The organism is Bradyrhizobium sp. 155, assembly GCF_023101105.1.
GTDB lineage: Bacteria > Pseudomonadota > Alphaproteobacteria > Rhizobiales > Xanthobacteraceae > Bradyrhizobium > Bradyrhizobium canariense_D.
This window is the reverse complement of the sequence record NZ_CP064704.1, coordinates 5,901,699-5,922,831: the sequence shown is the minus strand read 5'-3', so window position 1 is coordinate 5,922,831 and position 21,133 is coordinate 5,901,699. Positions and strand designations below refer to the sequence as shown.

The window sequence follows — 21,133 nt, the reverse complement described above, 5'->3', positions numbered from 1 at the left end:
TCAGCGTCCGCACAGCATGCCGTCGTCATGGATGGCGGGCGTGACGGTCGGCGAGGCCTCCGCATATTGGCTGACCGCGCACAGTCCCGCGCTCGCGGCGCAGGTCGCGGCAAAGGTCCAGGGCGGCGTATTGGTCTTACTGATGGAGATCTTGCCGCCGGTCGAGGTGATGATTGCGGTGTCGCCGGGCTGGGTGAGCTGCACGCATTGCTGGCTCGTCGTGCAGACGCTGGCGGCACCGTCCTGCAGCACGACGACCGAGCGGCCGCGCTGGGACAGGATATCGAGAGTGGTACCGCGCACGCCGATGGTCGCGAGCGGGGTCGTGATCTTGTAGGCGGTCTTCTCGGAATGTCCCGTGACGAAACGGAATGCGCCGGTCGTCATGCGGATCGCGACGTCGCGATAGCTGTGCTCGTCGTTGAAGACGGTGCGGTCGAGCTTGAGCGTGGCGCTCGGACCGAGCGACAGATTGGTGCTGTCGGCCATCACGAAGCGAGCCGCGCTGCCGGCGCCGGTGCGCACGGTCTCGTCCCGCAGCATGCTGTCGCCGACGCTGATCGGCGTCGTGGTCGAGGCCACGCGAACGACTTCATTCTGGATCAAGACGGCTTCACCGACGCGCGTCTGGGCTTGGGCGCAAGGGGCCGCGCACAAGAGGGTCGACAACAGCGTGGAGAAAAGCCAGAAACGCAAATTCATTTCGCAACCGATCGATGTGTCCCTGATCGTACCGGATCACGCGCGCTTGCGATGTGGCGGAATTATCACAAGCAGCGCGAGACCTGCGTTATGCTTAGTGACAGTTGCGGCAGAATGCGTTCAATGAAAACCGCGATCTCTATTATTCTCCGCGGTGACGCAAAATTGCCACGCAAGACATCCCCACAAACGCGACTTGACTTGCCTGCGGTTCCGAAGGTGTCGCGGAGCGCAGTGATTGCTGTCGCGATTTTCCTGGTCGCGCATCTTGCCCTGCTGATTGGCCTGACGACGCCGGAGAAGTTCGTCTTCGACGAAGTGCACTACGTGCCGGCGGCGCGGCAGATGCTGGCACCAGCGGTGTCGCAATCGATGCTCAATCCGATGCATCCACCTTTGGCGAAAGAGCTGATCGCGCTATCGATCGCGGCCTTTGGCGATAGCGCGCTGGGCTGGCGCTATCCCGCGACATTGTTCGGCGCGCTCGCGATCGTCGCGATCTATCTGTGCGGCCTCGCGCTGTTCGCCGCGCAAGGGCCTGCGATCGCCGCCGCGCTGATCGCCGCCTGCAACCAGATGCTGTACGTGCAGGCGCGCGTCGCGATGCTCGACATTTTTGCACTCGGCTTCGGCCTGCTCGCGATTGCCGCCTTCATGCATGGCTTTCGAAAGGATCGTCCCCATGCATTATTCGCGGCTGCCGGCAGCCTGTTCGGCTGTGCGGCCGCCTGCAAATGGAGCGGCCTGTTTCCGCTCGGAATCTGCATCGTCATCGTCGCGGTGATCCGCCTGATGCAGGGCTGGCACACCCTGTTTGCCGACGCGAAGCCGGGGGATTGGTACCGGCCTGATCTCTGGCCCGACTTCAGATTACATCACGTCGTGCTCTGCTTCACTGTCCTGCCCGCGATGACATATCTTGCGGCCTTCGTCCCACTCTACGGCGTGTCGCTGCCGGATCTGGTCGAGGCGCAGCGCCGGATCTTCGCGGACAACACCACCACTGCCATCGCCGGCCACACTTATATGAGCGCCTGGCCGTCATGGCCGCTGCTCGCGCGCCCGGTGTGGTTCCTGTTCGACAAGACCGTGGACGACAATGTCTCCGCGATCGTCTTTCTCGGTAACCCCCTGGTGCTGTGGCCGACGCTGCTCGCGCTCGCCGTCGTGCTGCGCGATTTCGTCGTCGCGCGTCGCCGGGATGCGTTCCTGATCGCGGTCTTCTATTTCGGGTCCTGGCTCGCCTGGGCGTTGCTGCCGCGTACGCTCGCCTTCATCTATTACTATCTGCCGGCTGCGACCGTGGCGTCGCTCGCGCTGGTCTACGTGCTGCGGCGGGACGGTCTACCGGGCTGGCTGTTGTGGGCCTATGTCGGGGTCGTCGCGATCGGCTTTGCCGCCATGCTGCCGATCTCGGCGGCCTTCGTCGGCACATCGATGCAGACCTTCAATCGGCTGATGCTCTTCCAAAGCTGGATATGAAATCGCCGCCCGCCGGGAGAACGGCAGGCGGCGTCTTGATGGGCGACAATTTCGGAATCACTTCGACGCGGTCTTGGTGTCCATGTTCACGACCTGGACGCGGCGGTTGATCGGGTCGGCGCCGTTGGCGGCGTCCTTCAGCTTGGTCTTGCCGTAGCCGACGGTGACGAGATCGGTGCCGGTGAGACCGTAGTTCAGCACCAGGTATTTCTTGATGGTGTCGGCCCGCCGCTCGGAGAGCCCCTGATTGTAGGCCTCGGTGCCGACCGCATCGGTGTGGCCGGCGACCACGAAGGTCGAGCCCTTCAACGAGGGATCGGACAGCGCCTTGCCGAGCGCCTGTACCGACGGCACCGACGTCTTGGCGATGTCGGCCGAGTTGTAGTCGAACTGGATCTCCAGATCGATCTTCGGCTTGGTCGCGGCGAGCTCGGCAATCTGCTCGCGCTCGCCCGTCGACAGCGACCGCGTCGAGCGGTTGCGCACGGTGTTCAGGAACGTCGATTCCTTGGCCTGGACCGCCGGATCAACCTGCGGACCTGCGGACAGACCCCGGGTCACGGGCTTCGGCTTCAGTGCATCCAGGATCTGGTTGGTAGAGACATTGCCGTCGCCGGCCATAGCCAAGCCGGCTGTCATCGACAGAATTGCCGAGAGGGTCACCGCCTTGAGTGCAAAAGAGTTATTGAAACGGGTCATTGTCGTATCCTCGTTGTGACGCCTGATGGCTATTTGATGCTGCGAGCATAGGGCAGGTTCAAAAGCCCTGGTGTGATCTTGGTCACGGTGGAAACGGGGCCGTCCTGGACCACGGCAGCGTATTTCAAGCGGTTTCGGTTCATAGAGAGCCGACCCGCGGTCCGCTCCGAGGAGGGGCGCCAGCGCGGGAAGAGAAGTGGTCGCACACCTCTCCGGCGATGGTTCGAGCCGTCGCAGTCCTGTCGTGATCCGCATCACTGAGGACCGCCGCGCCGAGGTGCCGCTCGGGCGGCGGGGGCCGGTTCACTCAAGGAAACCCATGCTCACCGATTGTCGCAAAGCCGTCGCGTGTTGGCCTGTCTGTGAACAATTTTTCGGCCAGATGGACGCCTAGCAGGGCACAGCCTCCAACAAGCGCAAACGAAGGGAGCTGAGTTCCACCCAGTGCCGAGGCCAAGTGATTACCAGTTTTATCGCAATGGCCCGCCGGATCGGACCGTGTCCCTGAGCTCCATGCCCATCTATATCGGGGCGGCGATGATCGCGGTGGCGATCTTGCTGTCGACACTAATCACGGGGCTGACCTCCCGCTATGTCGGGCTTCAAGCGCCGACCGACGAGAACATGTGGCTGGTCGATCGTCTCACCGGCAACGTCTATCGCTGCCAGGCGGAGGAGCGCGGCAAGGCCTCGTGCGAACCCGATGTCGCAACAGGCAGCGTCGGCGACCGGTCCAAAGCCCCGAAAGCCGGCCGCTGAGTCCTGCCGTCTTCGCACCGCAGCAAGAAATTGTCTTCTCCACGAAACGTCTTCGCGGGAGAATACGTATTGCGAAGGCCGACATGACGCCGGTTTCGTTTTGCGGAGGAGACTTTTCGATGAAAATCTTGCTCACAGCTGCAGCTTTGGTCGCGTTCGCCGTTTCCCCTGCATCTGCCGCGATGATGGCGTGCACCAGCGACAATATGATGAAGTCCGCCGCCATGATGGGCGGCACGGCGGATACGCCGGCCAAGACGGCCATGAACAAGGAAATGGCCATGGCCAACACCGACATGAGCAACGGCAAGATGAAAAGCGCCTGCATGCATTACATGAAGGCGCAGAAGGCCATGTCGATGAAGTAGCAAGCGCCTTCCGACCGCGCTGTCAGCAGATGGCGGCGCGGTTTTTCCTTGTCCGCTCCTGGATCGGCTTCTTGGCTGGATGCGAATCCCGCTACACTGCATTCCGCAATGTCCCGCGCGCCCAAACCGATTCCACTCACCACGACACAGGCCCGGCAAATCTGGCTTCATGCCCAGCGGCTGGACGAGCGCGCGCCGTTCGGTGACGGCGCGCAAGCCGTCTCCGACGCGGTCGCCCATCTCGGCTATGTGCAGATCGACACCATCAACGTGATCGAGCGCTGCCATCATCACATCCTGTTCAGCCGGATTCCGTCCTACCGGCGCGCCGACCTGCGCCATGCCCAGAGCGTCGACAAGAGCGTCTTTGAATATTGGACGCATGCGCTGTCTTACGTGCCGGCCGGCGACTTCCGCTTCTTCCTGCCGGCGATGTGCGAGCACCGCCGCGAGGGGCACAAATGGTTCGCCTCGGTGAAACCTGCCGACATGCGCAAGGTGATGCGGCTGGTGCGCGCCGGCCCGCTGACGATCCGCGACATCGAGGACGACGTGCTCACCGAGAAGGAGCATCTCTGGCAAAGCCGAAAACCCTCGAAGCGGGCATTGCAGCTCGCCTTCTACATGGGTGCCGTGACCGTCAGCGAGCGCCAGGGCATGCTCAAGACTTATGAGCTGATGACGCGCCATTTCGGCTGGGACAAGCTGCCGAAGCCGGCGTCGGCAAAGGACATCACGGTCTATCTGCTCGATCGCGCGCTGCGATCGCAAGGTGTCGTGAGCCTCGATTCGGTCTGCCATCTCAACGCGCCGCGCAAGCCGGCGGTGGCTGCCCTGATCGGCTCGCGCGTCCGCCGTGGCGAGCTCGTGCCTGTCGCCATCGACGGTGCCGGCAAGCAGGAGCACTGGGCAGTGCCGGCTGCGCTCGAGCCGGGCGAGTGCGCGCCGCCGGATCTGGTCCATATCCTGTCGCCGTTCGATCCGCTGATCATCCAGCGCAAGCGCACCAATCTCATTTTCGGTTACAACCATTTGTTCGAGGCCTATGTGCCGAAGGCCAAACGCAAGCTCGGCTATTTCGCGCTGCCCGTGCTGGTCGGCGACGAGATCGTCGCCGCGCTCGATCTGAAGACCGACCGGCAGGCGAAGAAGCTGCTGATGCAGAAATGGACCTGGGTCGGCGAGGGGAAGAAGACCGCGGGGCGCAAGGAGCTCAAACGGAAGATCGAGGAGGAGCTCGATCGCTTTGCGAAGTTTCAATTGGCAGAGTAGTTGTGCGCGGCGGGGATCACCGAGCTCTGTCGTAGCGCAACGTGGTGGCCGGCTGCGCCCCTTGCATTGCTTGCTCCATTGACTCTTTCGCGGCGATGCTCAAAACCCCGGATCAGCCCATAAAAGCAACAACCCGGGGGAAGCCATGAGCCAGACCACGACCTATGCCGGTTCGACCGGCGCAGCCAAGTCGGAAATCGAGACCTCGACGATCCGCGCCATCTCCTGGCGTCTGATCCCGTTCCTGGTGCTGGCCTATTTCTTCTCCTATCTCGACCGCGTCAATCTCGGCTTCGCCGCGCTGACCATGAATGCCGAGCTGAAATTCACGCCGCTGATCTTCTCCTGGGGCGCCGGCATCTTCTTCATCGGCTATTTCATCTTCGAGGTGCCGAGCAATCTGGCGCTGGAGAAGTTCGGCGCCAGCCGCTGGATCGCCCGCATCATGGTGACCTGGGGCATCATCTCGGCGCTGATGGCGCTCACGAGCGGGGTCACGAGCTTCTACGTGCTGCGCTTCCTGCTCGGCGTCGCCGAAGCCGGCTTCTTCCCCGGCATCATCCTCTATCTCACTTATTGGTATCCTGCCGAATATCGCGCCCGCTTCCTCGCGGCCTTCGCCATCGCCGTTCCGGTCTCCACCGTGATCGGCGCGCCGGTCTCTGGCCTGCTGCTCGGCCTCGACGGGGCCATGGGCCTGAAGGGCTGGCAGTGGCTGTTCATCATTGAGGGCATTCCCTCCGTGCTGCTCGGCATCGTCACCTGGTTCTATCTCACCGACAGGCCAGAGAAGGCGGATTGGCTCTCGGCCGAGCAGAAGGCCTGGCTCAAGACCAAGCTCGATGCCGAGATCGCGGCCAAGCAGGCGGTGAAGCATATGTCGCTCGGCGAGGCGCTGACCTCACCTAAGGTGATCATGCTGAGCCTCGTCTATTTCGGCTTCGTCGGCGCGCTCTATGGCATGCAGTTCTGGCTGCCGCAGATCGTCAAGGCGTTCGGCCTCACCAACGCCCAGACCGGCTTCGTCACCGCGATTCCGTATCTGTTCGGCACCATCGCAATGATCCTGTGGGCGCGGCATTCCGATGCCACGCGCGAGCGCGTGATGCATGTCGGCGCGCCGTTGCTGCTCACCGCCGTCGCTCTCGGCGTCTCCAGCTATCTCACCGACCCCACCCTGACGATGATCGTGCTGACGGTTGCCGCGATCGGCGTGTTCTGCTGCTTCGGCGTGTTCTGGACCCTGCCGACGGCCTGGCTCTCCGGCACGGCGGCGGCCGGCGCCATCGCTCTGATCAACTCGATCGGCAATCTCGCCGGGTTCGGCGGACCGTATCTGATCGGCTGGGTCAAGGAAGCCACCGGGCAGACCTCGACCGGACTGCTCGTGCTCGCGGTGCTGCCGCTGATCGCCGGCATCCTGGTCTTCATCGGTGGCCACGACAGCAAGCACGAGTTCGCCGAACAGGGGCGGTAGCCTCGAAATGTCGCCCTGGCGAAAGCCAGGCCCATTCCGTGCGGTCCCTCTGGGCCGCGGCGCGACGCTCTCTTCCAACAGTCCGGGCTTTCCGCCAAGGGCAGCGGGGAGGTTACCACCTCTTAACGATCACGCTTTCCTGATGACTGACGATTATTGACTTTCATCAGTGATTAGTCGACATTCCTCTCATTGCAGCCGAGGGAGTGTCCTCCGATGTTCGTCCGATCCGTTTTGTACAGCTATTCGAGGCTTTTGGCCGGTGTTTCGCTGGCGCTGATGGCTGCCGCCCTCGCTGGGTGCAATGACACCGTCGCTGAAAAGGCCGACCCGCCGCGGCCGGTCCTGGTCGCCACCGCCCACTACGATGCCGAAAAGCCCGAGCGCAGCTTCGTCGGCACGATCAGGCCGCGGATCGAGAGCGATCTGGGCTTTCGGGTCGCGGGCAAGGTCGCCAAGCGTCTGGTCGAAGTTGGCCAGACCGTCGAGATCGGTCAGCCGCTCGCGGTCCTCGATGAGGTCGATCTGAAGCTCCAGGCCGAGCAAGCCGTCGCCGAACAGACCGCTGCGACCGGCGTGCTGGCCCAGGCCGCCGCGGCCGAGCAGCGCGCCAAGGATTTGAAGGCCAAGGGCTGGACCACCGACGCGCAGCTGGATTCGAGCCGCGCCGCTGCCGACGAGGCCCGCGCCCGCCTGAACCGGGCCGAGCGCTCGGTCGAACTGACCAACAATTCCCTTTCCTACGCGACGCTCAACGCCGACGCCCGTGGCGTCGTCACCGCAACGCTGATCGAGCCTGGCCAGGTGGTTGCCGCAGGCCAGACCTCGATCCGTGTCGCCCGCTTTGCCGAAAAGGAAGCGGTCGTCGCGATCCCTGAGACGCTGGTCGGACGTGCCAAATCGGGCGCCGCCAGCGTCACTCTTTGGTCGGAGCCGGGCAAAAAGTACACGGCCAAGCTGCGCGAGATCGCGCCCACCGCGGATCCCGCCACGCGCACCTATCTTGCCAAGTTTTCGCTGCCCGAGGCCGACGACAAGGTCTCGCTCGGCATGACCGCGACGCTGACGCTGTCGGACGCCGCCACCGAACGCGTCGCGCGGCTGCCGCTGTCGGCGCTGTTCAACGAAGGCGGCAAGCCGTCCTTCTACGTCGTCGACGACAACGGCGCGGTCACGCTGAAGCCGGTCGTGGTGAAGTCCTACGAGAGCAACGACGTCGTCATCACCGGTGGTGTCGAAGAGGGCGCCAAGATCGTCGCCCTCGGCGTTCAGAAGCTCGATCCCGGCCAGAAGGTACGGGTCGTGTCGTCACTGTCCTTTTAAGTCTCTTTTACGAGTTACGTCGTGTGAGGTGAGTTTCGGCCCAAGCGCAAATGCTGGGGCTGAAGCGGCGAAGCGATCCAGAACCTGCCCAGCCCCCTGGATTGCTTCGCTGCCTCGCGACGACGCGTTCAACAGAGTGGCTGTGGTTTTTTGCAACCGGATCATCTTTGGAGAGTGCGATGAAGCGCTTCAATCTTTCGGCCTGGGCCGTCAGCCATCCGACGCTGATCCTGTTCCTGATGCTCATACTCGGCGTCGCCGGATTCTTCTCCTATCAGAAGCTCGGTCGCGCCGAGGATCCGTTCTTCACGGTGAAGGTGGTCAACGTCTCCGTGCTGTGGCCGGGCGCGACAGCGCAGGAAATGCAGGCGCAGGTCGCCGATCCCATCGAGAAGAAGATCCAGGAGCTGCCCTACTTCGAGAAGGTGCAGACCTATTCCAAGCCCGGATTCACTGCGCTCCAGGTGACCTTCCGCGATTCTACGCCGCCGAAGGACGTGCCGTATCTCTTTTATCTGCTGCGCAAGAAGCTGGTCGACGTGCAGGGCCAGCTGCCCGCAGGGATTCTCGGGCCCGTCGTCAACGACGAGTTCTCCGACGTCGATTCCATCCTCTACATGATGACGGGCGACGGCGCCGACTACGCCCAGCTCAAGAAGGTCTCGGAAGGTTTCCGTCAGCGCCTTCTGAAGGTGCCGGGCGTGACCAAGGTCGACGTTTACGGCAACCAGGATGAGCGCATCTTCGTCGAGTTCAGCCATGCCAAGCTCGCCACGCTCGGCATCACGCCGCAGGCGCTGTTCGATTCGCTCGCCAAGCAGAACAACGTGACGCCGGCCGGCACGGTCGAGACCTCGTCGCAGCGCGTGCCGCTGCGCGTCACCGGTGCGCTCGACGGCGCCAAGGCCGTCGCCGAAACCCCGGTCGAGAGCAACGGTCGCGTGTTCCGCCTCGGCGACATCGCCACCGTCACCCATGGCTATGTCGACCCGCCGAGTTTCGTCGTGCGCCAGGAAGGCAAGGCCGCGATCGGCATCGGCGTCGTCACCGCCAAGGGCGCCAACATCCTCGATCTCGGCAAGGAGGTCGAGAAGGCGACGGCTGAATTCATGAAGGCGGTGCCGCAGGGCGTCGACGTCAAACTGATCGCCGACCAGCCCAAGGTGGTCGAGCACGCGGTCGGCGAGTTCGTACACTCTTTCATGGAAGCCCTCGTCATCGTGCTGTTCGTGTCGTTCCTGGCGCTTGGCTGGCGCACCGGCATCGTGGTCGCATTGTCGGTGCCCCTGGTGCTCGGCATCGTCTTCGTCGTCATGAACACGATGTCGCTCGACCTGCACCGCATCACGCTCGGTGCGCTGATCATCGCGCTCGGCCTGCTGGTGGATGACGCCATCATCGCCGTCGAGATGATGGTGGTGAAGATGGAGCAGGGCTGGGACCGCATGCGTGCGGCGTCCTTTGCCTGGGAATCCACTGCGTTTCCGATGCTCACGGGAACGCTGGTCACGGCCGCTGGCTTCCTCCCCATCGGCTTTGCCAATTCCGCGGTCGGCGAATATGCCGGCAGCATCTTCTGGATCGTGGCGATCGCGCTGGTCGCGTCCTGGTTCGTGGCGGTGATCTTCACGCCCTATATCGGCGTCATGCTGCTGCCCAACATCAAGGTGCACCACAATCACGATCCGCACGCGGTCTACGAGACCCGCATGTATCGGGGCCTGCGCGCCATCGTGCAGTGGTGCGTCGACCACCGCATCACCGTGGTGGTCGCGACCGTCGGCGTCTTCATCGCCTCGATCGTCGGTTTCGGCCACGTCCAGCAGCAGTTCTTCCCGCTGTCCGAGCGTCCCGAGCTGTTCCTCCAGCTTCGCCTGCCCGAGGGCACCGCCTTCAACGTCACCGAAAAGGCGGTGAAGAAGGCCGAGACCATGCTCAAGGACGACAAGGACATCGAGACCTACACGGCCTATGTCGGACAGGGCTCGCCGCGCTTCTGGCTCGGCCTCAATCCGCAGCTTCCGAACGAGGCTTTTGCCGAAATCGTCATCGTCGCAAAGGGGGTCGAGGCGCGCGAGCGCATCAAGGCCAAGCTTGAACACGCCGTTGCCGACGGCGCGCTCAACGAGGCCCGCGTGCGCGTCGACCGCTTCAATTTCGGTCCCCCGGTTGGTTTTCCCGTGCAGTTTCGCGTCATCGGACCCGACGCCAACAAGGTGCGCGAGATCGCCTACCAAGTCCGCGACGTCATGCGGCAGAACAAGAGCGTCAAGGACGTCCAGCTCGATTGGAACGAGCAGTCGCCTTACCTCAAGCTCGTCGTCGACCAGGATCGCGCACGCGCCATGGGCCTGACCCCGCAGGACGTGTCGCAGGCGCTGTCGATGCTGATCTCGGGCTCGCAGGTGACGACCGTGCGCGACGGCATCGAAAAGGTCGGCGTGGTCGCGCGCGCCGTCTCGTCCGAGCGGCTCGACCTCGGCGCCGTCGGCGATCTCACCATCACCTCGCGCAACGGCGTGGCCGTGCCGCTGCAGCAGATCGCCAAGATCGAGTATGCGCACGAGGAACCGATCATGTGGCGGCGTAACCGCGACATGGCGATCACCGTGCGCTCCGACGTCGTCGACGGCGTGCAGGCGCCCGACGTCACCGGCCAGATCGCGCCGAAGCTGAAGGCAATCAAGGACAACCTGGAGCCGGCCTACCGCATCGAGGCGGGCGGCGCGTTCGAGGAATCCGCCAAGGGCAACGCCTCGATCTTCATTCTCTTCCCGCTGATGGTCATGGTGATGCTGACGCTGCTGATGTTCCAGCTGCAGAGCTTCTCGCGCCTGATCCTGGTGTTTCTGACTGCGCCGCTCGGCATCGTCGGCGCCTCGTTCGGGCTCAACATCGCCAACGCCCCGTTCGGCTTCGTGGCGCTGCTCGGCCTGATCGCGCTCGCCGGCATGATCATGCGTAACGCCGTGATCCTGGTGGATCAGATCGAGACCGACGTCTCGCACGGCCTGACCCGCCGCGAGGCGATCGTGGAGGCCACCGTCCGCCGCGCCCGTCCGGTGGTGCTGACGGCGCTTGCCGCCATCCTCGCCATGATCCCGCTGTCGCGCTCGGCATTCTGGGGGCCGATGGCGATCACCATCATGGGTGGCTTGTTCGTCGCGACCTTCCTGACGCTGCTGTACCTGCCGGGCCTCTACGCCCTCTGGTTCCGCAAGAGCCTGGATGAGGCGGGCACGCCCGAGCAGCCTGCCGCGCCGCAGCATGGGAGCGATGACCAGAACGCAATTCCGCTTGCTGAGGCGGCTGAATAACTGAAGATGAACTGCTGATTGACGAGTCTGACAGATGACACTGGTTTCGGAACATATCGAAGGCGACACCCGGGAACGCATTCTCGAGGTGGCCGAGAGGCTGTTCCGCCAGATCGGCTATCTCAAGACCACGGTCGGCGACATCGCCAAGGAGCTCAAGATGAGCCCCGCCAACGTCTATCGCTTCTTCGAATCGAAGAAGGCGATCCATCAGGCGGTGGCCCGTTCGCTAATGGGCGAGGTCGAGCTGGAAGCGCAGCGGATCGTGGCCAGGCCCGGTCCGGTACTGCCGCGATTCCGTGAGCTGCTCACCACCATCAATCGCATGAACACCGAGCGCTATGTCGGCGACAATAAGCTGCACGAGATGGTCGAGATCGCGATGCAGGAGGACTGGGACGTCTGCGTCAACCACATGGAGTGCATTGCCGGGGTCATCGGCCAGATGATCACGCAAGGCGTGGCTTCCGGCGAGTTCGAGGCGCCGGACCTGCAACTGGCTGCGCTGTGCGCCTGCACCGCGATGATGCGCTTTTTCCACCCCCAGATGATCGCCCAGTGCGCTACCAAGCCGGGCCCGACCATCGACCAGATGATCGATTTCGTCATCGCGGGATTGTCCCCGCGCCACTGACGCGGCGGCGGATTTCCTCCTATAAGCAGGCCGACCGCCACGGAATGACGGCTGATGGCGGGCAAGGACGGATCAACAAACTCCGTCATTGCGAGCTTTGCGAAGCAATCCAGACTGTCTCTGCGGAGGGATTTTGGATTGCTTCGCTGCGCTCGCAATGACGAGAAGGAAACAGCGCGTGACCGACAAAGACCTGCACTTCTACGAGCCCGCCAAGGGCCACGGCCTCAAGCACGATCCCTTCAACGCCATCGTCGCGCCGCGGCCGATCGGCTGGATTTCGTCGCGCGACACCAACGGCCACGTCAACCTCGCGCCCTACAGCTTCTTCAACGCTTTCTGCTACGTCCCCCCGATCATCGGCTTCTCCTCCACCAACTGGAAGGACACGGTCGAAAACATCCAGCAGACCGGCGAGTTCGTCTGGAACCTCGCCACCATGGACCTGGCCAGGCACATGAACGCGACTGCGGCGCATGTTGGCCCTGAGGTCGACGAGTTCAAAGTTGCGGGCCTCACCGCCGTGCCCGGCAGGCTCGTCAACGTGCCGCGCGTCGGCGAGAGTCCCGTCGCCTTCGAATGCAAGGTGTCCGATATCGTCCGCCTCAAGGGCGCCGACGGCAAGGAAGCCAATGCCTGGCTGACGCTCGGCGAGGTCGTTGCCGTCCACATCGACAAGGCCATGATCAAGGACGGCGTCTACCAGACCGCCGCCGCCCGCCCGATCGTACGCGCCGGCCGCAGCGGGGATTATTTCGAAATCAAGCCGGAAAACATGTTCGAGATGGTGCGGCCGGATTAGACCGGCCGACCGCGAAGCTATCCCCTCCCGGAACTGCCACCACGCCTCGGCCGTTATGGCCCCTGGGCGGCTGCCCGGCCGCGTCAATTCGCGTCTTTCCGCAGGCGAAGTCTTCACCGCCGCCGGCCACTTTCCGCTAAAATGCCCGATCACCGCGCCGATGCATGAGGTCCGCCATGAGCTTCCGCCGCGACACCCTGACCAAGCCGATTTTCTCCTGGGCGCGCGGCGTGCTGCCGGCGATGTCGGACACCGAGCGCGAGGCGCTGGAGGCCGGCGACGTCTGGTGGGACGCCGATCTCTTCACCGGCAACCCCGATTGGTCGAAGCTGCTGAAGGTCCCGCAGGCAACGCTGACCGAAGAGGAGCGGGCCTTCCTCAACGGCCCCGTCGACGAGCTTTGCGCCATGCTCGACGAGTGGAAGATCTTTTGGGAATGGCGCGACCTGCCGCCCGATGTCTGGCACTTCGTCAAGCGCGAAAAATTCTTCGGCATGATCATTCCGAAGGAGTTCGGCGGCCTCGGCTTCTCGCCCTATGCGCATTCGGAAGTGGTGCGCAAGATATCGACCCGCTCGATCGCCGCCGCGGTGACGGTGATGGTGCCGAACTCGTTGGGCCCCGGCGAGCTCCTGATGCACTTCGGCACGAAGGAGCAGCAGCAGCGCTGGCTGCCGCGTCTTGCCGATGGCCGCGACATTCCCTGCTTCGGCCTCACCAGCCCCGAGGCCGGCTCTGATGCCGCCTCGATGGTCGACACCGGCATCATCTGCAAAGGCACCTTCGAGGGCCAGGAGGTGCTGGGCCTGAAGCTCAACTGGCACAAGCGCTACATCACGCTCGGCCCCGTCGCGACGCTGCTTGGCCTCGCCTTCAAGGCCTATGATCCCGATTATCTCGTCGGCGACCAGGAAGAGCTCGGCATCAGCGTGGCGCTGATCCCGACCAATCTTCCCGGCGTCGAAATCGGCAAACGCCATTTGCCCTCGATGCAGGTCTTCCAGAACGGTCCGAACTGGGGCCGCGACGTTTTCATTCCGCTCGACTACGTCATCGGCGGCCAGGCGCGGCTGGGGCAGGGCTGGAAGATGCTGATGACGGCGCTCGCCGCCGGCCGCGGCATCTCGTTGCCGTCGCTCTCCGCCGCCGGCGCCGCCTATGCCGCCCGCACCACCGGCGCCTATGCCCGCATCCGCGAGCAGTTCGGCATCTCCATCTCCAAATTCGAGGGCGTCGAGGAGCCGCTCGCCCGCATTGTCGCCACTGCCTATCAGCTCGACGCGGCGCGACGGCTGACCTGCGCGGCACTGAATGCCGGGATCCATCCCGCCGTCATCTCGGGCATCATGAAGCTGCACGCGACCGAGCGGATGCGCACCGCGGTCGACGACGCTATGGACATCCATGGCGGCAAGGCCGTGATCGACGGTCCGCAAAACTATCTCGGCAATCTCCACCGCGCCGTTCCGGTCGGCATCACCGTCGAGGGCGCCAATATCCTCACCCGCAATCTCATCGTGTTCGGACAGGGCGCCATCCGCGCCCATCCCTATCTGCTCGACGAGATGAATGCGCTTGCCGATGCCGATCGCGAGCGCGGGCTCACCGCCTTCGACAAGGTGTTCTGGAAACATGTCGGCCACAGCTTCGAGACACTCTTGCGCGCGTTCGGCCGGAGCTGGAGCTTTGGTGTCTTCGCGCTTGCACCCGATGCGGGTGACGCCAGGCCATTCTATCGTCAGCTCTCGCGCTACTCGGCGGCTTTTGCCCTCTGCGCCGATATGGCGCTGTTGACGCTCGGCGGCGCGCTCAAGCGCAAAGAGATGCTGTCGGCGCGCTTCGGCGACATCCTGTCCGAGCTGTATCTGCTCTCTGCCGCGCTGAAGCGCTGGCAGGACGAGGGCCGGCAGAAGGAGGATTTTGCCGCGCTCGAATGGTGCATGGCGACGGGCTTTCGGACCATCGAGAACCGGCTTGCCGAGATTCTCGCCAATCTGCCGAACCGCTTCGTCGCAGGCATCCTCAAATTCGTGGTCCAGCCCTTCGGCGCCCGCGTGCTGGGTCCCTCCGACCGGGTCGTGCATCAATGCGCGAGCCTCGTGCTGGAGCCGTCGGCCGCGCGCGACCGCCTCACGCCCGATCTCGCTTATGTCGACGACGATGGCGGCTTCGCCCGGCTGGAGCGCGCGTTCAACCTGATCGCAGGTGCGGACGCCATCGCCAGGCGCATGCGCGCGGCTCATCTGAGCGACTGGAAGGATGCGGTGGCCAAGGGTGTGATCACGCAGGCGGAGGGCGAGCAGCTGGCCGCGGCCCGCGAAGCCGTTACAAAGGTGATCGAGGTCGACGATTTTGCGCCGGAGGCGCTGTCGCCGATTTACAAGAAAACCGGCGACGTGCATCAGTTCTTCCAGGAACTCGGTGAACAAAGGGCGGCGAGCTGATGGCACGACCGGTTTTCATCGTCGACGGCAGTCGGACGCCGTTTTTGAAGGCGCGTTCGGGGCCGGGGCCGTTCACGCCGGTCGATCTCGCCGTGCAATGCGGCCGGCCACTGCTGGCGCGTCAGCCGTTTTCGCCTGATACCTTCGACCAGGTCATCCTCGGCTGCGTCAACGTGATCGCGGACGAAATGAACCCGGCTCGCGTCGCCGCGCTCCGGCTCGGCATGGGCGAGGACATGGTCGCCTTCACCGTTCAGATCAATTGCGGATCCGGCATGCAGTCGATCGACACCGCGTACCGCTACATCCGCGAGGGCCATGCCGACATGATCCTGGCCGGCGGCACCGAGGCCTTGAGCCACGCGCCGCTGGTCTGGCCCAATTCCGGCGTGCGCTGGTTCGCCGGCCTCGCCACCGCCAAGGGCGTCGCCGCGAAGCTTGCCGCGGCCTTCAAGCTGCGGCCGCGCTATCTCAAACCGATCATCGGCCTCGAGCGCGGGCTGACCGATCCTATTACCGATCTCAACATGGGCCAGACGGCCGAAGTCGTCGGCCATCTCTTCGGCATCACCCGTGCGCAGTCCGATGCCTATGCCGCCGAGAGCCATCGCCGGCTCGCGCATGCGCAGGCGGAAGGTTTTCTCAAGGGCGAAGTCGAAACCGCGTTCTCCCGCGACGGAAAATTCTTCGACCATGATGATGGCGTGCGTCCGGACTCGACGGCCGAGAGGCTCGCAAAACTCCGGCCCGTGTTCGAGCGTCCCTGGGGCCAGGTCACCGCCGGCAATTCCTCGCAGATCACCGATGGCGCGTCCTGGGTGATCCTGGCGTCCGACGAAGCGGTCGCCAGGCACAAGCTGACGCCGAAGGCCGTCATCGTCGACAGCAACTGGGCCGCACTCGATCCAAGCATCATGGGTCTCGGTCCTGTGATGTCGGCGACGCCGTTACTGAAGCGCAATGATCTCACCATCCAGGACGTCGAGACCTGGGAGCTCAACGAGGCGTTCGCCACCCAAGTGCTCGGCTGCCTCGCCGCCTGGAATGACGACAAGTTCTGCCGCGAGATTTTGGGACTGGACGGCGCTGCCGGCGAGGTCGACCGCGACAAACTCAACGTCGATGGCGGCGCTATCTCGCTCGGGCATCCCGTCGGCACGTCCGGCAATCGCATCGTGCTGCATCTCGTCAACACCATGAAGCGGCTCGGCACGCGGCGCGGCGTTGCCACCGAATGCATCGGCGGCGGGCTCGGCGGCGCCATGCTGATCGAGGCGGTATGACCATGGATTCCAGGATCATGACCGCGCTCGGCGACCGCGTGCTGGAGCTCGGGCCCAAGCCCGCCGCCGATCGTCCCTACAAGCACTTCAAGCTGACGCGCGACGCCGACGGTGTCGCCTGGCTGCTGTTTGACCGCACTGACGCCAGCGCCAACACGCTGTCCTCGGAGGTGATGGAGGAGTTCGACGCCGTGCTGGCGGCGATCGAGACCGAGCGCCCTGCCGGCCTCGTGATCCGCTCCGCAAAGCCGTCCGGCTTCATCGCGGGCGCCGACGTCAACGAATTTCGCGGCGCCAGTGACGCCGGGATGGTGGAGACGCGGATCCGCGCCGCCCATGCGGTGGTCGATCATCTTGAAGCGCTGAAGCTGCCGACGGTCGCGGTGATCCACGGCTTCTGCCTCGGCGGCGGGCTCGAAGTCGCGCTCGCCTGCCAATCGCGCATCGCGATCGACGGCGCGCGCTTCGGTTTCCCTGAGGTGATGCTGGGGCTACATCCCGGTCTCGGCGGCACCGCGCGTTTCACTGCGCTGGTCAATCCGACACAATCGATGGCCCTGATGCTGACCGGCCGCACCATCGATGCCCGCCGCGCCAGATCGCTCGGCCTCGTCGACACCGTGACGCAGGAGCGCCACGTTCGCAATGCCGTCAAGGATGCGCTGTTCGGCCGCCTCAAGAGGGCGCGGCCGGGTTTTCTGACGCGTGCGGCGAATTTCGGCCCGGTGCGCGGGCTGCTGGCCAAACGGATGCGATCGGAGGCGGCGAAGGCCGCGTCCCGCGAGCATTATCCGGCGCCCTATGCCTTGATCGATCTCTGGGAGACCCATGGCGGCAGCAAGGCCGCGATGCTCGGGGCAGAGCAGGCCTCGTTCGCCAAGCTGATGGTGACGCCGACCGCGCAGAATTTGATCCGCGTGTTCTTCCTGCGCGAGCAGATGAAGAAAGCGGCAGGCTCCGGCAACACGATCAGGCATGCCCACGTCATCGGCGCGGGCGCCATGGGCGGCGCCATCGCGGCCTGGTGCGCGGGGCAGGGGGTGCGCGTCTCGCTCGCCGACATGAAGGCGGAGCCGATCGCGGGCGCAGTCAAGCGCGCCGCCGAGCTCTACGGCAAGATCATCCGCAAGCCGACCGAGGTGCGCGACGCGCTCGATCGCCTCATGCCTGACATGGATGGGGAGGGCGTCCGCAACGCCGATCTCATCATCGAGGCGGTCCCGGAGAAGCTCGAGCTCAAGCAGAAGGTCTATGCCGGCCTCGAGCCGCGAATGAAGCCGGGCGCGATCCTCGCGACCAACACGTCGAGCATTCCGCTGCAGGATTTGCGCACCACGCTGGCGCGGCCGGAGCGGCTGGTCGGTCTCCACTTCTTCAACCCGGTGCCGCGGTTGCAACTGGTCGAAGTCGTCAGCCATGACGGTAACGATACGCAGGTGCTGAAGGAGGCACTCGCCTTCGTCGGCGCGATCGATCGGCTGCCGTTGCCGGTGAAGAGCTCGCCGGGCTTCCTCGTCAACCGCGCGCTGACGCCTTACATGCTGGAAGCGATGGTGATGCTGGACGAGAAGATCGACCAGCGCCTGATCGACGCCGCCGCGGAGCAGTTCGGCATGCCGATGGGGCCGATCGAACTGGCCGACCAGGTCGGGCTCGACATTTGTCTCGATGTCGGCGACATGCTGCGCACCAAGTTCGGCGATCTGCTGCCGCCGACGCCGGCCTGGCTGCGCGAGAAGGTCGCCAAGGGCGAACTCGGCCGCAAGACCGGCAAGGGCTTTTACGTCTGGCGTGACGGCAAGGCCGAGAAGGCGCCGTTGCCCGAGACCGGTCCGCGCGTCACCGACCAGATGATCGACCGCCTGGTGCTGCCGATGTCCAACGTCTGCGTCGCGGCGCTTCGCGAGGGTATCGTGGATGATGCCGACATGGTCGACGGCGCCATGATCTTCGGCACCGGTTATGCACCGTTCCGTGGCGGCCCGTTGAATTATGCGCGCACGCGTGGCGTCGATCATGTCGTATCCACCTTGCGCGCGCTGGCCGGAAGATTCGGCGAGCGCTTTGCGCCGGATCCGGGCTGGGACAATTTCAAGTGAGCAATTTCAAGTGAGCAATCTTCAAGTGAGAGCGGCATGAACGAGCAAGCCGATGCCGGGCCGGGCGGCGATCTCTGCATTCGCACGCTGGCGATGCCTGCCGACACCAACGCCAACGGTGACATCTTCGGCGGCTGGCTGCTCAGCCAGATGGACGTCGGCGGCGGCGTGTTTGCGTCAAAGGTCGCGAAGTCGCGCACCGTGACCGTCGCCATCGAGGCGATGAATTTCCGCAAGGCCGTCTATGTCGGCGATCTCGTTTCGGTCCACGCCCACCTCGTTCGCGTCGGGCGCACCTCCATCACCGTGCATCTGGAAGCATGGGCGCTGCGCCGCGGCGAGCAGCAACCGTTCCTCGTCACCGACGGCAACTTCACCTACGTCTCGATCGACGAGCACGGCCGCCCGCAGCCGGTTCGCCCGACCGACACCGCGATCGCGACGTAATCGCACGCGGCGTTGCGCCTCATCTGTCTGATGCGTGCGGCAACACCAAACGCGGCGCGACTGAGTCCCGCCGCCGCGGCTTTGCCAAGAACCAGTCATAAAACGGATGAGGTCCCGGCGTACTCCGTCGCGTGTCGATCCGGGGTGGAAACGGCGTCAAAATGCCCAGGAACCTTTGGGCAGAACTGCCGTTGTTTGCCCGCACTGAGGAATCCACGGACCATGCCGGACAGCTACATCATCGAAGTCGATTCGCAGACCGCAGGTATCGTCGTTCGTTCCCAGGGAGGCTACTGCTTTTTCGCCTCGTCCAGCCGCTTCAACCGTCTCGAAGGCCAGCTCTTCCGCAACGCCCGCGAAGCCGAGCGCGCCGCGCGCAAGCTGGTTAACGGTGATGTGAAGGAAGCGGCTTAGTCCTCCCGCGGGTCATTCCGGGCCGCGTGTGGCCCGAGAGGTGGGAATCTTTTGCCGCGAACTCTGCCTTCCCTTCTCGCCTTGTTGGAGAAGGTGGCGCGTAGCGCCGGATGAGGGGTCGTCTCCGCGAATTCCAATGCGAGAGGATTCGTTGTCGGACAGAAACCCCTCACCCGACTTCGCTTCGCGAAGCCACCCTCTCCCGCAACGGAGAGGGGAAGAGCCGTTGTTCACAACTTCGTCGCCGCCCGTGAGAGCAGCTTCCAGTCGTCGCCCTGCTTCTGCCAGTTCATCAGGATGTGAAGGTTGGTCGGCACTTTTTTCCCATCAGCCGCCATCTCTTGTTCCGCCACCCAGTGGAAGCGCACGATCGCGGCGGGGCCGACGACCTTGATGGTCGGGTCCTTGTACTCGATCGACAGGAATTTGGATTTGCCGTCGGTGGCGTTGGCGATGAAGGTCGCCTTGTCCTCGACCTTGCCGCTGGAATGGCTGTAGCTCACCTCTTCGGCGCAGAGTGCGCCGAGCGCCTTGGGATCGGCCGCGATCTGGGCGAGACGGAACGCCTCGACCTTCTTCGCCACGGCTTCCTCGTCGGCCGAGGCCGCCAGCACCGGTGTCGTGAGCGCTGAAACTGCAAGAGTGGAGACGGCAAGAGCTGGGACGGCAAGAGTCGAGAGAGCGAGATCGCGTCGGTTGATCGTCATCGTTTCCTCCTTTTTGGTCTTGCATGGAGTGTTGCAGTCGCACGCGACTTTGTCGAGGGTCGCGTATTGGTCATGCACGTGCGTCATTGCGCGATTGACGCTGTATTGATACGGCTTTCGTATTGATGCGTCATATATTCGGGAAAGTACGGACATGATCGAGGCTATCGGCAGGGCGTTGCTGTTCGACATCGACGGTACGCTCGCCAACACCGATCCGCTGCACTTGAAGGCGTTCAATCTGGTGCTCGGCCCTCGCGGCCACGTCTTCGATCACGCGCGCTTCTCCAGAGAGCTGCAAGGCTTCGCGAATGTATCGATCGGCGAGCGTTTTCTGCCCGACGAGGCGCCCGAACGGCGTGCCTTGATCCTCGATGAGAAGGAGGAAGTCTTCCGCACGCTTGTTGCCGGGCAGATCGAGCCGCTGCCGGGCCTGATGGCGCTGCTCGACAGGGCGGATGCGGCCGGTATTCCCATGGTTGCCGTGACCAATGCCCCGCGGCTCAATGCGGAGCTGCTGCTGTCCGGCCTCGGCATCACGCACCGCTTCAAGGCGCTCGTGATCGGTGCCGAGCTGTTGCACGGCAAGCCGCATCCGCTGCCTTATCAGGAAGGGTTGCGCTTTGCCGGCGCCAGCGCCATGGCCTCGATCGCGTTCGAGGACTCCCGCACCGGCGTGCAATCGGCCGCAGCGGCCGGCATTCCGACCATCGGTATCCGGACCAGCCTCAGCCATGCTGATCTCGTCGCCGCCGGGGCCATCGCCTCCGCCAGCGCCTTCGACGATCCGGAGCTGCTGGCGCGTCTCGCCGCCGCAATGGCGTGGTGAGGACCTTGGTCCGTTAACCGTGATCGGCGCGCGCATTGACCGAGCGCGCGAACCGCCGCACCATGCAGCTTCCTG

General features: G+C 64.2%; 18 protein-coding genes. 15 read left to right on the top strand and 3 right to left on the bottom strand.

The features are described from left to right. On the bottom strand, positions 1–702 hold the full coding sequence (locus tag IVA93_RS28635; RefSeq protein WP_018455003.1) for a FecR family protein: 702 nt from the start codon (positions 700–702) through the stop codon (positions 1–3). Between the two features lie 51 nt (positions 703–753). Between IVA93_RS28635 and IVA93_RS28630 the strand changes: the two genes are divergently transcribed. Further along, a complete protein-coding gene (locus IVA93_RS28630) occupies positions 754–2,184 on the top strand; it encodes a phospholipid carrier-dependent glycosyltransferase (protein ID WP_085352672.1) in 1,431 nt (476 codons plus the stop codon). Positions 2,185–2,241: 57 nt separating this feature from the next. On the opposite strand, the gene IVA93_RS28625 is transcribed toward IVA93_RS28630, so the two are convergent. Continuing rightward, positions 2,242–2,883: an OmpA family protein gene (locus IVA93_RS28625; protein ID WP_018455001.1), complete on the bottom strand. Its 642-nt coding sequence runs from the start codon at positions 2,881–2,883 to the stop codon at positions 2,242–2,244. A gap of 513 nt (positions 2,884–3,396) precedes the next feature. Here IVA93_RS28625 and IVA93_RS28620 point away from each other — a divergent pair. The 13 genes from IVA93_RS28620 (at position 3,397) to IVA93_RS28560 (ending at position 19,522) form a co-directional block, all read left to right on the top strand. Further along, on the top strand, positions 3,397–3,642 hold the full coding sequence (locus tag IVA93_RS28620; protein WP_018455000.1) for a hypothetical protein: 246 nt from the start codon (positions 3,397–3,399) through the stop codon (positions 3,640–3,642). A gap of 119 nt (positions 3,643–3,761) precedes the next feature. After that, positions 3,762–4,010 carry a hypothetical protein gene (locus IVA93_RS28615; protein ID WP_007595197.1) on the top strand — a complete coding sequence of 83 codons (249 nt, stop codon included), beginning with the start codon at positions 3,762–3,764 and terminating at the stop codon, positions 4,008–4,010. A gap of 108 nt (positions 4,011–4,118) precedes the next feature. Further along, complete coding sequence (locus tag IVA93_RS28610; RefSeq protein WP_018454999.1) at positions 4,119–5,282, top strand: winged helix-turn-helix domain-containing protein; 1,164 nt, start codon at positions 4,119–4,121, stop codon at positions 5,280–5,282. Between the two features lie 145 nt (positions 5,283–5,427). Then, positions 5,428–6,759, top strand: coding sequence for an MFS transporter (locus IVA93_RS28605; RefSeq protein WP_018454998.1), 1,332 nt, complete (start codon positions 5,428–5,430; stop codon positions 6,757–6,759). A gap of 216 nt (positions 6,760–6,975) precedes the next feature. Then, positions 6,976–8,082, top strand: coding sequence for an efflux RND transporter periplasmic adaptor subunit (locus IVA93_RS28600; protein WP_018454997.1), 1,107 nt, complete (start codon positions 6,976–6,978; stop codon positions 8,080–8,082). A gap of 179 nt (positions 8,083–8,261) precedes the next feature. Further along, positions 8,262–11,399, top strand: a complete 3,138-nt coding sequence (locus tag IVA93_RS28595; protein ID WP_018454996.1) for an efflux RND transporter permease subunit — start codon at positions 8,262–8,264, stop codon at positions 11,397–11,399. A 34-nt stretch (positions 11,400–11,433) separates the two neighbouring features. Further along, complete coding sequence (locus tag IVA93_RS28590) at positions 11,434–12,033, top strand: TetR/AcrR family transcriptional regulator (RefSeq protein ID WP_018454995.1); 600 nt, start codon at positions 11,434–11,436, stop codon at positions 12,031–12,033. Positions 12,034–12,211: 178 nt separating this feature from the next. Next, positions 12,212–12,835, top strand: a complete 624-nt coding sequence (locus IVA93_RS28585; RefSeq protein WP_026232855.1) for a flavin reductase family protein — start codon at positions 12,212–12,214, stop codon at positions 12,833–12,835. Between the two features lie 176 nt (positions 12,836–13,011). Next, complete coding sequence (locus tag IVA93_RS28580) at positions 13,012–15,279, top strand: acyl-CoA dehydrogenase (RefSeq protein WP_018454993.1); 2,268 nt, start codon at positions 13,012–13,014, stop codon at positions 15,277–15,279. Then, positions 15,279–16,562, top strand: coding sequence for an acetyl-CoA C-acetyltransferase (locus IVA93_RS28575; RefSeq protein ID WP_018454992.1), 1,284 nt, complete (start codon positions 15,279–15,281; stop codon positions 16,560–16,562). Before IVA93_RS28580 ends, IVA93_RS28575 begins: the two co-directional genes overlap by 1 nt. Positions 16,563–16,564: 2 nt before the next feature. Beyond that, a complete protein-coding gene (locus tag IVA93_RS28570) occupies positions 16,565–18,661 on the top strand; it encodes a 3-hydroxyacyl-CoA dehydrogenase NAD-binding domain-containing protein (RefSeq protein ID WP_247542168.1) in 2,097 nt (698 codons plus the stop codon). Positions 18,662–18,697: 36 nt separating this feature from the next. Next, on the top strand, positions 18,698–19,108 hold the full coding sequence (locus IVA93_RS28565; protein ID WP_018454990.1) for an acyl-CoA thioesterase: 411 nt from the start codon (positions 18,698–18,700) through the stop codon (positions 19,106–19,108). A 222-nt stretch (positions 19,109–19,330) separates the two neighbouring features. Then, positions 19,331–19,522, top strand: a complete 192-nt coding sequence (locus IVA93_RS28560) for a hypothetical protein (protein WP_018454989.1) — start codon at positions 19,331–19,333, stop codon at positions 19,520–19,522. A gap of 230 nt (positions 19,523–19,752) precedes the next feature. Here the strand turns inward: IVA93_RS28560 and IVA93_RS28555 are convergent, their stop codons facing one another. Next, positions 19,753–20,229: a nuclear transport factor 2 family protein gene (locus IVA93_RS28555; protein WP_026232853.1), complete on the bottom strand. Its 477-nt coding sequence runs from the start codon at positions 20,227–20,229 to the stop codon at positions 19,753–19,755. 154 nt (positions 20,230–20,383) lie between these two features. On the opposite strand from IVA93_RS28555, the gene IVA93_RS28550 reads away from it, so the two are divergent. Continuing rightward, positions 20,384–21,058, top strand: a complete 675-nt coding sequence (locus IVA93_RS28550; protein WP_018454987.1) for an HAD family hydrolase — start codon at positions 20,384–20,386, stop codon at positions 21,056–21,058. Positions 21,059–21,133 lie beyond the last annotated feature (75 nt).